This window comes from Pedobacter jamesrossensis, from assembly GCF_042650905.1.
Classification (GTDB): Bacteria; Bacteroidota; Bacteroidia; order Sphingobacteriales; family Sphingobacteriaceae; genus Pedobacter; species Pedobacter jamesrossensis.
Genome location: NZ_JBHSBY010000037.1, coordinates 56402 through 70745 on the forward strand (window position 1 = coordinate 56402; position 14344 = coordinate 70745).

Below are 14344 nucleotides of genomic sequence, written 5' to 3' on the forward strand. Positions count from 1 at the left end.
TCTTTAATCTTTCTGCTTTATTAAAACTTAACATTCAAACTTAGCAAAAAGTTAGTTCCGGCTTGTGGGTAATAGAAGTTTTCGGTTATTCTGCTTCCTCCAGAAAGATAACCATAGGTGTAACCATTGCTTTCATATTTCTTATCGAAAAGATTATTAACGAGTAAGCCCAAATTTACGTTTTTAACACCTGCAAATCTAAAGTCGTAACCTAAGCGGGCATTGCTTACCCAATAACCGTTAATGGTTCTATCATTGTTCTGTGTATTATCTAAATACTGCTTGCTTACATATTTGCTTTGTAAAGCAAGAGCAAAGCCAGCAACAGGTTTATAAACCAACTCACCAAAAAGAACTGCCGATGGCGAATACGAAATGTTGGTTAAAGCATAATTGTTAACCACTTGTCCGCCGTTATCGTAATCATCATAAAATTCGGTAAAGTTTTTAATCTTGTTTCTGCTCAATGCGGCATTCGCATTTAAAGCAAAAGATTTGCTAATCGTATAAGAACCATCTAACTCAATTCCTAAGCGATAACTTTTATCCACGTTCTGGCGATAGTTTCCGCCAGTATCATTAATTTTTCCGGTTTCTACCAATTGATTTTTGTAGAACATACCATAAGCATTTGCACCTAAATTAAATTGTGTGTTTTTAAAACGATAGCCAAGTTCAACATCATTTAATCGTTCTGGTGTTGGAGAAACGCCAACTGGCGCATCGGTATAGTCGTTACGGTTAGGCTCTTTGTTTGCTACACTAAAAGATGCGTATAAATTACTTTGCGTATTAATGAAATATGTTGCGCCAAACTTGGGGTTAAAGAAATTTAAGGTTTCGTTTATAGCTAAAGTATTTAATTTATTTTCCGTTCCGGCAATGTCGTAATACACGCGGCGGTATTGCAAATCTGCAAATAAACTTAAAGCCTCAATCGGACTATAATTTACTTTTCCATAGGTGTTAAAATCGGTTTTAAAACCATCGTTGTCGTAATAATGCCTGTCTATATTTCCGTTAGATGCATATTGTGCCCAAATAATTTGCCCAAAATGCGCACCTTTGTACTCGTTATATGCACCGCCTAAAGTAAAATTCAAGCTCTTTTCAGGGACATAATTGAAAGCATAAGTAACACCATAAAAATCATTGTCTAACCATCTGCGACGAATTAAATCTGTTCTTGATATTGTTGTTGTTCCTATCACCACAGGGTTTAAGCCATAATCGCTTAGCTTGTTATCAGCTCTGTATTCTTCATAATAACCAGCACCTTGTGTGTAGTGTAGAGCACCATTGAACGAGAATTTATCAGAAAACTGCCTGGCGTAAAGCAACTGATAATGACTTTGAGTATAATTGTCTGTTTGGTTGTTGTATAAAAAACTGTTATAAGTTCTGCCAGAATTAAGCAGATTTGCTGCATCTTCCGCGCTTAAACCATTTCTATCAATATAAGCCTGCATTCCAGCAACATCATTGTTTAATCTCGATTCAGGAATACCGTTCCACGATTGATACGTCTTTTCAGTCCCTGCAAAAACATTTAAGCGAAGTAAATCTTTATTGCCGTGGTAAGCACCAGAAAGGAAATAAGATTTTAATAAAGATGAACCTCTGTCAACATAACCATCAGAGCTAATTCTGGATAAACGACCATCAAAGCTAAACCGATTATTAATTAAGCCTGTTCCAACCTTTACCGTATTTTTCCATGTATCGAAACTTCCGTAAGTACTGTTTACTTCTGCGTATGGCTCTAACTCACTTGCCGTAGTTTGAATATTTAAACTCGCCCCAAAGGCACCTGCGCCATTTGTTGAAGTACCAACACCACGCTGAATCTGAATATTATCAACAGATGAGGCAAAATCTGGCATGTTAACGTAAAAAGTTCCCTGGCTTTCACTATCATTCATTGGGATACCGTTTACCGTTACATTTATCCTGCTATTATCGCTACCGCGGATGCGGATTCCGGTATAACCCACACCAGCGCCAGCATCAGAGTTAACCACAACACCTGGTGTATTTTGTAAAATAAAAGGCAAATCCTGACCAAAATTATTTTCCTGAATTTCTGCTTTACTTACGTTTTTGTAAGTTGTAGCCGATTTTTCATTAGCCCTGGTTGCTCTGACAACTACCTCGTCTGCTAAGAAATTTTGGGGCACTAAACTGAAATTAATCGAAAGGTTTTGGTTTAAATCAATCGTTTTTTCGGCTGATTTATACCCCAGATAGCTCACGCTAATTACATACTTGCCCGAAGCCAGGTTTGTTAAACTGAAATTTCCGTTGGCATCGCTCAGTACCGCTGTTCTTTGGTTTTTTAATTTGATGGTTGCGCCTGCTAAGGTTTTTTGATTGTTGTCTGTAACGTTTCCTGTAACAGAAATCTGTGCCAAAGCAAAGAATGGCAACATTGCAGTAATTGCTGCAAAAAGTAATTTTTTCAATTTTAATTGTTTTTAGTTAAACCCATCGGAAATAGGGGTACTCCCGATTTCAGTTAAACTTCCATAACTCCAATCCCTACGCCGGCATTACCCGGATCAGGTGCATTTAAGGTTTAGGTTTTAGAGGTTTAGGGCTTAGGGTTTGACATTTGCAGAACCTTTTACCTTTCACCTTTTACCTTTCACCATAAAATGGGTATGATCTCAGCCTGTTTTTGTGTTTGTTTAAAACAAGGCACCCCTAATGATGCGACAAATGTAGAAAATATATTCAAAAGAAAAATTTATCTTTTGGTTAGAAATAAAATTTCGTTGCATAATTGAATTTTTAGCTCGGCATCCTTCCCAAAAAATACGCTCTAAATCCATCAGCATTCGAAGTTACAATCGTTTCGATAATTTACCTTTTATTCTATTATTTCGCTTTGCTTCCAGGTTGCCCCTTTCGCTTATAAACAATTAACTTTAGGCTCACAGCTGAGTTACTATTCCGATAAATTTAAGTTGTAGTTAGGACGTAGTTTATTCGGATACAATTGTCACAACCCCGAACCAAATGCGTTTCAGCAACGAATTAACTGCTAATAAGAAGTAAGTATGTTATTAGTAAACTATATACACAAGTATTAGTAATTTGGTAACTAGAAGAGCATATACTGGCTAAGTATGAAGAAACTTTAGCGTTAGAGATCAACTTAGTTTCTGATTTTTTTAGAAAGCCCCATGAGCACTTTCTATCGGAAGTATTTCCCAATTCAAGGAGTAATCAGGTTATATGATTAAAAATATTTTTTCTGAAAATAGGGAAGTTTTGTTTTTTAAGAAATTTTCAAGAATTCATCAATTGTTGCAATAGCGTTTTTTAAACGCTTTTCTGCAATCCCACCAACTACTTTATAGTTTGCGTTAAGTGCTTTTAGTTCTTTCTGCCAAATTTCCATAAAATATTCTCTTTGGTTAGGGAAATCTCTAAGCGGGTCATCTTGCCATGGCAAATCGATGTCCATTAACAAGTATAAATCATAAGTTCTGTCTTTTAAAGCTTCTAAAACAACTTTCGGCGTTTCTCCTAAAACTTCATCACTCCATATTTTAACGGTGATAAATGTTGTGTCGCAGATTACAAAATCATCATTAGCTATTGCTAATACAGCATCCTCCAATGAAATTTGACCATAATACATATTCACTTCATCTTGGAGTGTGTACGGCGCAGTTAAGTTTGCGCAATAATAGCGGGCATATTCTGGTACCCAGGAAACTTTGTAATGGTTTGCTAAAAGAAGCGACATAGTAGATTTACCTGTACTTTCAGGGCCAACTACTGCTATTTTCTTAATCAATTTATTCAAAATATGGTAACTGTAAAGGGGTAGAAGTTAAAAATAAATTACCTCAAGATTCAAAAATATAAACAAAAAGAACATTAAAGAAAAAATCCGGTTGAGGAGGGCTCCTCTAACCGGATAATAAACCAAACAAACTATTTATGAAGAAATCCTCATTGCGGTTAACTACTCCGCGAGGAAGCTTTAGATCAAACTAAAGTATTTACAAAACGCAAATACATGAATGTTATTACAACATTATTGCCAATTCTTAGAACTTAATGCTTTCGTGACGTAAGCATGACTTGTAGCGATAGTTAGCGGGCAATTGTATTCAAATGTATTTAAATATAAAACTAAATGGTTTTAGCATGTATAATATTTTGTTCAACTAAATGTACAGTGTTCAAATAATTGTTCATTTTTTGAAACTTTTTGTGCCAGCCTTCGTTTATATTTAACACTATTTAACTTTTAGAACATTTATAATTAATTGTTTACCTAAAATATTTATCGTTATGAAAAAATTAAGTTTAGTAATGGCTGTAATGATGGTGATATCGCTCGTTGTTTTTGGATCTACAAAAATTAGGCTTGGTGGAATAACCGGAAAGATAAGCCCACCAGAAGGTGTAGCTCAGGTTGCATTAGTTGCCGGAACCGATACCTTAAGAGCAGAAGTAAGTAAAGGAATATTCACGTTTATTAACCTTAAAGAGGGCGTTTATAAAGTTTGGATAAAAGGGAATGCGCCTTATAAAGATGCGACGATAGAAAACGTTGCAGTAAAAGATAGTTCAACAACAGATTTAGGCGAAATTAAATTGCAACAATAGCCGTTTAGGCAAAAGAAAAATTTAAAAAGAGGGTTAATATTATCCTCTTTTTTATTTTGAAAAAAATCAACTTAAAATACTTCTAAAGATGTATCTTTGCATCCCGACAGAACAGTTGGGATTTTCCTCATTAAAAGCAAAAAACCTCCTTGCTTCTTCACCTGAAAAGGGTCATCAACTTTAGAATTTTAATTATTGTTTAAGCTTTATCATGCCTAAAGACACTTCCATACGCTCAGTACTAATTATCGGATCGGGCCCAATTATTATTGGGCAGGCCTGCGAATTTGATTATGCGGGTTCGCAAGCGGCCCTATCTTTAAAAGATGAGGGAATTACCGTTTCCATTATCAACTCTAATCCGGCTACAATTATGACGGATAAAGTTATTGGCGACCATGTTTATCTTCGTCCTTTGACTGTTGATTCAATTGAAGCTATTCTTCAAGAGCACATTGACTCTACTGATTTACCTAGAATTGATGCTGTTTTGCCAACAATGGGTGGTCAAACTGCATTAAACCTTTGTGTAGAAGCTTCCGAACGTGGTGTTTGGGAAAAATACGGTGTTAAAGTGATAGGCGTTGATGTTGCTGCCATTGAAAAAACCGAAAACCGTGAATCTTTCCGCCAGTTAATGGTTGATATAGGTGTAGGTGTAGCTCCATCAAAAATTGCCAACTCATTTTTAGAAGGTAAAGAAGCCGCTCAAGAAATCGGTTTTCCATTGGTAATTCGCCCATCTTATACATTAGGTGGTTCTGGTGGTGGTTTTGTACACAAAAAAGAAGAATTTGATGCGGCACTTAAACGCGGTTTAGAGGCTTCGCCAACGCATGAAGTTTTAGTAGAACAAGCTGTTTTAGGCTGGAAAGAATATGAATTGGAGTTGTTAAGAGATAGCAATGATAACGTAATCATTATTTGCTCAATTGAAAACTTCGACCCAATGGGTATTCATACAGGAGATTCGATTACAGTTGCACCGGCTATGACATTATCTGACCGTTGTTATCAGGAAATGCGTAACCAAGCCATTAAAATGATGCGTGCTATTGGTACTTTTGCTGGTGGTTGTAACGTTCAGTTTTCGGTAAACCCGGCTAACGATGACATTATCGCCATCGAAATCAATCCTCGTGTTTCGCGTTCATCAGCGTTAGCAAGTAAAGCAACTGGTTACCCAATTGCTAAAATTGCAGCAAAATTGGCAATCGGTTACAACTTAGATGAAATAGAAAATCAAATTACAAAAACCACTTCTGCATATTTCGAACCTACTTTAGATTACGTAATCGTTAAAATTCCACGTTGGAATTTCGATAAATTTAAAGGGGCAAACAAAGAGCTCGGTTTGCAAATGAAATCGGTAGGCGAGGTAATGGCAATTGGCCGTACATTTATAGAAGCGTTGCAAAAAGCTTGTCAGAGTTTAGAAATTAGCCGTGCTGGTTTAGGCGCCGACGGCAGACAAGTTCGCAATATTGAAGAAATTATGGACGGTTTGGAGCATCCGTCATGGAACCGTTTATTCTTAATAAAAGACGCTATGACAATGGGTGTGCCTTTGGAATCTATCCGTAAGGTAACTAAAATTGACAAATGGTTCTTAAATCAAATTCAGGATTTAGTTCTTTTAGAAACTGAATTAAAAAGATATTCATTAAACAATATCCCTCAGGATTTCTTCATGACGTTGAAGCAAAAAGGTTTCTCTGATATTCAGATTGCCTGGTTGTTGGGGAACGTTACTGAAGATGAAGTTTATGACCGCCGTAAGGCTTTAGGAATAAACAGAGTATATAAAATGGTTGATACTTGTGCTGCGGAATTCCCGGCGCAAACACCATATTATTATTCTTCGTTTGACCAGGAGAACGAATCAATCTCATCTGATAAGAAAAAAGTTATCGTATTGGGTTCTGGTCCGAACAGGATTGGGCAAGGCATCGAATTCGATTATTCTTGTGTCCACGGATTATTAGCGGCTAAGGAATCGGGTATTGAAGCCATCATGATTAACTGTAATCCTGAAACGGTTTCTACAGATTTTAATATGGCTGATAAACTTTACTTCGAGCCAGTTTTCTGGGAGCATGTTCGTGAAATTATCGAATTAGAAAAACCTATGGGTGTTATTGTTCAGTTAGGTGGTCAAACCGCTTTAAAAATGGCTGAAAAGCTAACTGAGCATGGTATCAAAATTATCGGAACATCTTTCGAGAATATGGATATAGCTGAAGACCGTGGTCGTTTCTCTGATTTATTAAAAGAATTGGATATTCCTTATCCTCGTTACGGTGTTGCAGAAAATGCTGAAGAAGCAATTGTTGTAGCAAACGAAGTTGGTTACCCGGTATTGGTTCGCCCAAGTTACGTATTAGGCGGACAAGGAATGAGCATTGTAATCAACGATGAAGACCTTGAAAAAGCAGTAGTTAAATTATTGGGCGATTTACCTGGAAACAGGGTTTTAATCGACCACTTTTTAGATAGAGCAGAAGAAGCAGAATCTGATTCGATTTCTGATGGTGATGATGTTCACATTGTAGGTATGATGGAACACATTGAGCCGGCAGGTATTCACTCTGGAGATTCATTCGCAGTATTACCAACGTTTAGCTTACCTGAAAAGGTAACTAAATCAATGGAAGAATACTCAATTAAAATTGCGAAAGCTTTAAATGTAATCGGATTATTAAACATTCAGTTTGCGATTAAAGATGAGAAAGTTTACGTAATCGAAGCGAATCCGAGAGCATCTCGTACGGTTCCTTTCATCGCGAAAGCTTATGATGTTCCTTATATCAACATCGCTGCTAAAATTATGTTAGGTGTAGCGAAATTGAAAGACTTCACTATCGAACGTAAGCTTAAAGGTTATGCAATTAAAGAACCGGTTTTCTCTTACGAGAAATTCCCTGAAGTTGCTAAGGAATTAGGTCCGGAAATGAAATCTACTGGTGAAGCCATTCGTTTCATTAAAGATTTGGAAGACCCTTACTTCCGTAAGCTTTACAAAGACAAATCAATGTATTTGAGCAAATAATAACAAAGGGCGATGGAAACATCGCCCTTTTTGTTTTTTATGAGTTGGCATTTCAACCTTAAATCTCTTTTGTAGCGTTTAATCTAAAATCTACGTTTTGATTAAAAAAACAACTATGAAAAGGAATCTTAATGTATTAGTCTTATTACTAGCCTTTGCCATCAGTGGTTGTAAAAAAGAAGGGATTGAACATCGTAAGGAATTTGATAAAAGCTTTGAAATCTGGCTTAATTTTAAAGCCTCTGCGAGCAATTATTATAAATATCAATTGGTTACTAATTCATGGACAGGCTCATCTACGCAAACTACAATAACTGTAAAAGGTGGCAAAGTTATACAGCGAGCGTATATTGCTAAAACAGTTAATCAACCGGCTAATGTAATCACTATACATGAAGAGTGGGAGGAGAACGAGCAAGAACTAAATAGCCACAAAAATTATGGGCTAATTTTAACGCTCGATGAAATTTATGAAAAAGCAAAAACTGAATTATTAATAAAAAGAGATGATGTGGAAACATCCTTTGAAGCCAAAAATAATGGCATGATGTCTAGTTGTGGTTACATACCCAAAAACTGTGCTGACGATTGTTTTAAGGGATTCAGTATCTCCTTTATTGAGCGGATTTAATATGGGATTTTCAATCGTTAAGCCTGCTCCATACTCTGCTACAACTAACGTTTTTACTGGTTAAAACTAGCAGTTTATTTATTCTTTAATATGAACTTTATAAATAAAAATGGTCTGTGACTACACAGACCATGGGGTAAAATTATAGCGTTTTATTACCATCCGGCTTCAACCGAAGGCCTATTAATCTAATTTTTCATTCTATTTTGTTCAGATTCAGAACCTGTAGAACGACGGCGAGCAGGCTTGATTTCATTTTTACCAAATCGGTAAGTGAAACTTATTCTACCAATTTGGCTTTCGTTTTTCTGGCGAACCTCGTATTTTAAGCCAGGATAACCACTCGATAAATTATTTTTGTAAGTGTTAAATATATCTGATAGAGCCAGCTTTAAACTTGCTTTTTTATTCATTAGGGATTTACTCAAACCAGCATCAATAGAATATCTTTCTTTAAGTTTTAAAGTACCATAATCTAATGGTGATTCGTAGCTACCATTTAACTCTGCTGTTAGGCCACTAACTATGGTAAAACTTTGTTGCGATTTAAATTGAAACGAAGTTTTGCCAGTTTTTAATGCTTGTCCGGCTAAATCGGGTGCTTCAAAACTTAGATAGAAAATGTTTAGGTTATTGTTCATAGACCACCATTTTGCTATCGTTACCGGAATATTCAAATTTGCATTATAACTGATATTTTTAGCAAGATTCGCATTGGTTTGATATAATGCTTTTTGAGCCTCATTTGGTAACAAAACTTCCGTGATTACATCAGTTGTTTTACTATAACCCACTGATAACATATACTTCTGCATTAAGGTATAACTCAACTCTAAATTGTTAGTATATTGAGGTTTTAGAAACGGATTACCTTGATTGTATGTGTATTGGTCTAAGTAATAAATGAAAGGATTCAAGGCATCGTAGCTCGGGCGGTCAATTCTTCTGCTGTAAGAGAAACCTAACTGATTGTTTTTTGAAAGTGTTTGTTGAACAAATAAGGTTGGAAAGAAATCCCAATAACTTCTTTCTACAACTGTATTCGTTGTAATTAAGTTCCCTTTAGAGTTGGTTTGTTCTACTCTTAAACCAAGCTGAATACTTGTGTTTTTAAACTGTTTATTTAGGTTTGTATATGCAGCATTTACATTCTCATCATAAACAAATTGGTTACTTCGGCGAGTATCGTTTTGCCAAATATTATTTAAAAGTTCTTCAGCCTGCAAATCATTGTCGGTTTTAACCCAACTACTTTTTAACCCAGCCTCAAGCTTTATCGTTTTGCTTAAAGCAACATTGTAATCAACTTTAAATGCTTTAATGTCAATTTTAGAAGGCGTGTTATTTCTAGTATAATTTATAGGGCGAATTCTATTCCCATTTGCAAACAAGTAGTCGTTTGTATAATCTGAACCATCATTTCCACTATATTTTGAATAATCAAAATCTGCAGAAATTTCTGAACCAGCAGTATCTAAAATCGACTTATAATTAAGGTTATATGCAATATTATTATACTTGTTGGTTTGCAAACTGGTAGATGCTAGTGTAGAATCTACTGTTTGAAAAGATGGGCCAATTAATGTGTTATTCGTTGCAAACTCTGTTCCGCTGTTGAAATAACCATTTACCAACAAACCGATAGTGTTTTTCTTATCTATAAAATAATCCAAGCCTGCTTTAAAGTTATTGTTCTGTTGTTTTCTATTGCTTAAACCATCTTGCATAAAATATGTATCGGGCGTGCCGTTTGAGATCCGGTCGATAGCAATTGTATTTTCACGTTTGGTTCTGCCATAATTATAATTTCCAAAAAGGTTTAATTTTTCTGTTCTATGATTAAGATTTAACCCTGCGTTTCCTCTAAAGTTTTTTCCGTATCCAGCGGTCGCATTTACACTTCCGTTTGTACCGCCTGCTTTACTTTTTTTGGTTTTGATATTGATAATGCCTGAATTACCAGATGCATCGTATTTGGATGATGGGTTTGTAATCAGTTCGATAGTCTCAATCTCCGAGCTTTGCATATTCCGCAGTAAATTTGCTACATCTGCACTGCTCATATAAGTTTGTTTACCATCAAGCTGAATTAAAACGCCTTGTTTTCCCTGCATGGAAATATTGTCATTTTGATCGACGGAAACACCAGGAGCTTTTTGTAAAACTTCCAACGCATTAGAGCCCGTCATAACAGCACTGCTCGAAACATTCATTACCACTTTATCCATTTTTCTTTCGATTAATGGTTTGGTTACAGCAATGGTAACTTCCTTTAAATTTTGAGAAGTAGATACTAGTTGAACCGAACCAAAATCTGCTTTCTGATTCTCTTCTGCAATCGTTACAATTTTACTTTTGGTGGTTTTGTAGCCCATATTGCTGGCTTTATAGAAATAACTTCCTTTGCTTGCTACAGCAAAACCGAAAGCACCATTCTGGTCTGTAAAACCTGTTTTTACAATGCTGGAATCGGCAGCTTTATAAAGCACAACTGTTGCATAATCTACAGGTTTTTTATTTTCATCGAGGATAGTGCCCGTAACATTTGGTTTCGATGTCGTCTGCGCATATAAGTTGCCTGTAAAGAGCAAAGCAATCATTATTATGGATAATTTGTAAATAGTTTTCATTGATTTTAGGTCTTATTAATTTAAAAAATTCGGGCAAAAAGATTTCTATAACGCATGTGCATACGCTTTCCAATTTTTTGCTCTCTTATTTTAAAGTTTAGCACAGAAACGAACGGTTTCTGTTGTTTAGTTATAAGTAAGACGACCGTTTTTTTAAAAGGTTACAAGGTTTTTAAAAAAAGAATATAAACTTTAATCGTTATTATAATTTGAAATTGATTGTCAGAGGTTTATGGCTATTGCAGTCCTTCCTTTTGCTTCAATCTTTTAAAATAGCTTATTTCGCTTTGGAAATATCTTTTTCATAGCCGAGTAAGTAGGAGAGGTAACTTCTGCAGTTTAAAAGAATTTCCTCTACTGTCAGGCTTAAATAACAAAGTAAATATTCTCGAAATAGCAGACACCAAAAAGCCGTTGATTATTAGGGTATCAAAACCTAATAATCAACGGCTCCTTATTCAAAAATTATGATTTTATTTCATGCCAAGAATGTCCACGCCCTGTTCAAAAACAAGATCAACAGGAATGTTTTTTCTTGTTAATCTATCTAAATCTTTTTGCAATTCTGCCGATATATTAGCTTTTTCTTTTTGAGCTTTTTCAACTGCAACTTTGTCTCCATTACCTTGAAGTGTGATTATGAATGCGCTTAAATCGTTCATAGCAGAAGCAAATTTTTCGAAGTTTACTTTGTAAGTTCCCTTTGCTGTACGTTCAAAAGCGCCTTTTTCTTTAAAATAGTTAAAGCATTGCATATTGGCTTTACCATGCGCTTCTGAAACGCCAAAACGCACCGAACGTAAAATACCCGCCATAAAAGTGGTGTAGTAATCTTTAATATCACCTTGCAATTCGCCTTTTTTAAGCAAGCCAGTTACCATGTATAAACCTAAAATATCAGCTTTGCCTTCTTCTAACCAGCTGTATTGTTCTTTCAAAGCTGCACGAACAAATCCTTTACCAGTAATTGTTTTCTTAATGCCTAAACCATGTGCAACTTCATGAAACATTACGTTTGCAAAAAAGGCATCGAACTTGATGTATTTCTGTTGCTCAGCATCGATTAGTTCTTTAGAAATAGGTACTAATATTTTCTCAAATTTTGCCTGCATTGCATTTTTAAGCTGCGAACGGCGGGTTCCTTTTTCCTGTTGAATTTTCTCGTCGTTTGGTAAATTAACAGCGATGGTTTTAGAGCCTGCATTGCAATCGCCTGCGTAATAAACAACATCGTAAGCATTTAGTTCAGAGTCAGTTCCTGGTGTTTCTGTTTTGTATTTTGCAGCAACAGGTAGGTTTTTCTGTAATTCTGGAAGCATTTTTACATATTTAGCTAAACGCTTACTCCATTCTTTGTCTTTAATTAGCACATAAGATTCGTAGCTTGTACGGGCATTAAAAAGCTTGTCTTCGTAGTTTTCGATTGGACCAATAATAATATCTAAACCATTGGTTTTCATATCTAACCAAGCGTAATCACTTGCTGTAAAATTGTCTGTTACTAATGCATCAGCTCTAAGGTTTAGATACTTTTTTAAGCCAGAATCCTCTGCTACTAAAGCGGCTTGTTTTAATAAAGAAGATGCTTTCTGTAACTCAGACGCGAATAAAACATGATATGGTATTGTGCTTAACTTTCCTGTGCTGTCTTTCCTAATTACCGAGTAGGCACCAAACTTATCCGCCAACGTCGATTTTTCTATTTCTTCTTTGCTTATCCCGTAAGGATAAAATGAAGCGCCTTCTGGTTTAGTACCAATTCCTGTAACAAAAGGTTTGTCGTTATTTAATCTATCCCATGGGCCATAATTAATGTTAACGAAATCTCTTGTTTTCTCATCCTTAATGGTTGCGAGCAAACTGTCGCGTTGAGGATAAGCTTGTTTCCAGTATAACTCATCCATAATTTCCGCAGCCTGAATTAACAGAGGCAAAACTTTACGATCGTTTACACTAAGTTGATTAATGTTAGTTGTTAATTTTACCCTTTCGTAAATTGGTAAACGCTGGGCAACATATTCAGTTAAGCTATCTTTTTGGATAATAACTTTTGTCTTATCATCCTTAGATGGAGCAGTATTATTACATGCAAAAAATAAAGCTGCAGCTATTGCAAGAGCTGATAATAATATATTTGTTTTGTATAAATTTTTCATTGTTAAATTATATCGCCGCTAAATTAGTAAAATTTAAAACCTTTGTATAAAGTTTGATGTAAAGGATATACTTTAACATAACTTTGTACCTTCATTCCTTTAATAAAAACATTATGCTATTAACAATTATTACAAAAAATCGTTTATCACTTTCCGTTCTCCTGATTCTTTTTATTTCAGCGTGTAGTACCAATAAATATGCCGTTACCGAAAAGGTTTATAAAGAGAAAGCAAAAGGGTTTTCGAAAATTATAATGGCAACCCCACCCGAAGGTCAGCTTTATGATTCTGTTAATGCTGCTAACCAGCAATGGATTGGTTCTGTAAACTTTGGAATTCGTAAACCAAATTTTGTTATTATTCATCATACGGCTCAAGATAGTTTGGCTCAAACCATTAAAACATTCCATTCTACTAAAGCGGCTACGAGTGCGCATTATGTAGTAAGTCGTGATGGGAAAGTTGTGCATATGGTTAATGATTATTTACGTGCTAACCACGCAGGAATAAGTAAATGGGGAAAGGATACAGATTTGAATTCTTCATCAATTGGTATCGAACTAGATAATAACGGAACTACAGATATTTGGCCTGATGCACAAATTAATAGTTTGATTAAGCTATTAACTACTTTAAAGAAAACTTATAATATTCCAACTGCAAACTTTATTGGCCATGCAGATATTGCGCCTAAGCGTAAACCAGATCCAAATAATTTTCCCTGGAAAAAATTGGCCGTTAAAGGTTTTGGCTATTGGTATGACGATGTACTTGTAAATCCGCCAGTTGATTTTGATACTACAAACGCGTTGAAACTGATGGGCTATGATACCAGTGATTTAGGTGCCGCTATTATTGCATTTAAGCGTCACTTTATTCAAACCGATCTGTCTCCAAAACTAACGCCAGTTGATATTTTGGTTCTTTATAATGTTTACACGAAGTATTAAAGAGGTTCTGTTACAGAAACAAAGAAATCACAGGGAAATTTTGTGGTTTCCAAGTCTCGCAAATTCAGCTAACTAGTGTCGAAAATAGTCCGTGTAAATCTCCCTTATCTTCGGTGTATTTAAGATAGATTTTGTGTTCTCATGCAATATTTAAGCATAAAAAAACACGGATAAATATAGATTTATCCGTGTTCTTCTGTGGTGCGCCGGGCATGGCAATCAACTATAGGGTTAAAGTCCCGAACACGCTTAGCAGTAGGAAGTGTTAGCCAGAGACAAGGGTGTCGTGGGTGACTGCGAAT

8 protein-coding genes are annotated in these 14344 nt (G+C 35.6%); 4 read left to right on the forward strand and 4 right to left on the reverse strand.

The annotated features are described in order from the left end of the window. Positions 1–20: 20 nt before the first annotated feature. Both ACFOUY_RS08435 and ACFOUY_RS08440 read right to left on the reverse strand, forming a co-directional pair. The gene (locus tag ACFOUY_RS08435; protein ID WP_378960066.1) at positions 21–2462 is read right to left on the reverse strand and encodes a TonB-dependent receptor; all 2442 of its coding nucleotides are present in this window, start codon (positions 2460–2462) and stop codon (positions 21–23) included. Positions 2463–3280: 818 nt separating this feature from the next. Continuing rightward, a complete protein-coding gene (locus tag ACFOUY_RS08440) occupies positions 3281–3814 on the reverse strand; it encodes an AAA family ATPase (RefSeq protein ID WP_378960067.1) in 534 nt (177 codons plus the stop codon). A 494-nt stretch (positions 3815–4308) separates the two neighbouring features. Between ACFOUY_RS08440 and ACFOUY_RS08445 the strand changes: the two genes are divergently transcribed. From ACFOUY_RS08445 to ACFOUY_RS08455, 3 genes are all read left to right on the forward strand, one after another. Next, entirely contained in the window at positions 4309–4626 is a 318-nt protein-coding gene (locus tag ACFOUY_RS08445) for a carboxypeptidase regulatory-like domain-containing protein (protein WP_378960068.1), read from the forward strand. A gap of 211 nt (positions 4627–4837) precedes the next feature. Continuing rightward, positions 4838–7675, forward strand: coding sequence for a carbamoyl-phosphate synthase large subunit (carB, locus tag ACFOUY_RS08450; protein ID WP_378960069.1), 2838 nt, complete (start codon positions 4838–4840; stop codon positions 7673–7675). A gap of 115 nt (positions 7676–7790) precedes the next feature. After that, entirely contained in the window at positions 7791–8306 is a 516-nt protein-coding gene (locus ACFOUY_RS08455) for a hypothetical protein (protein ID WP_378960070.1), read from the forward strand. 188 nt (positions 8307–8494) lie between these two features. Here ACFOUY_RS08455 and ACFOUY_RS08460 read toward each other — a convergent pair whose 3' ends face one another. Together ACFOUY_RS08460 and ACFOUY_RS08465 are read right to left on the reverse strand one after the other, a co-directional pair. Next, a complete protein-coding gene (locus ACFOUY_RS08460) occupies positions 8495–10936 on the reverse strand; it encodes a TonB-dependent receptor domain-containing protein (RefSeq protein WP_378960071.1) in 2442 nt (813 codons plus the stop codon). 473 nt (positions 10937–11409) lie between these two features. Next, on the reverse strand, positions 11410–13092 hold the full coding sequence (locus tag ACFOUY_RS08465; protein ID WP_378960072.1) for a dipeptidyl-peptidase 3 family protein: 1683 nt from the start codon (positions 13090–13092) through the stop codon (positions 11410–11412). 113 nt (positions 13093–13205) lie between these two features. On the opposite strand from ACFOUY_RS08465, the gene ACFOUY_RS08470 reads away from it, so the two are divergent. Then, positions 13206–14042, forward strand: coding sequence for an N-acetylmuramoyl-L-alanine amidase (locus ACFOUY_RS08470; protein WP_378960073.1), 837 nt, complete (start codon positions 13206–13208; stop codon positions 14040–14042). Positions 14043–14344: the final 302 nt, after the last annotated feature.

Bases quoted from the DNA above. Each gene is read 5' to 3' on its own strand.
- ACFOUY_RS08455 (WP_378960070.1), top strand. From the start codon at position 7,791: ATGAAAAGGAATCTTAATGTATTAGTCTTATTACTAGCCTTTGCCATC.
- ACFOUY_RS08465 (WP_378960072.1), bottom strand. From the start codon at position 13,092: ATGAAAAATTTATACAAAACAAATATATTATTATCAGCTCTTGCAATA.
- ACFOUY_RS08470 (WP_378960073.1), top strand. From the start codon at position 13,206: ATGCTATTAACAATTATTACAAAAAATCGTTTATCACTTTCCGTTCTC.
- ACFOUY_RS08445 (WP_378960068.1), top strand. From the start codon at position 4,309: ATGAAAAAATTAAGTTTAGTAATGGCTGTAATGATGGTGATATCGCTC.
- carB (WP_378960069.1), top strand. From the start codon at position 4,838: ATGCCTAAAGACACTTCCATACGCTCAGTACTAATTATCGGATCGGGC.
- ACFOUY_RS08460 (WP_378960071.1), bottom strand. From the start codon at position 10,936: ATGAAAACTATTTACAAATTATCCATAATAATGATTGCTTTGCTCTTT.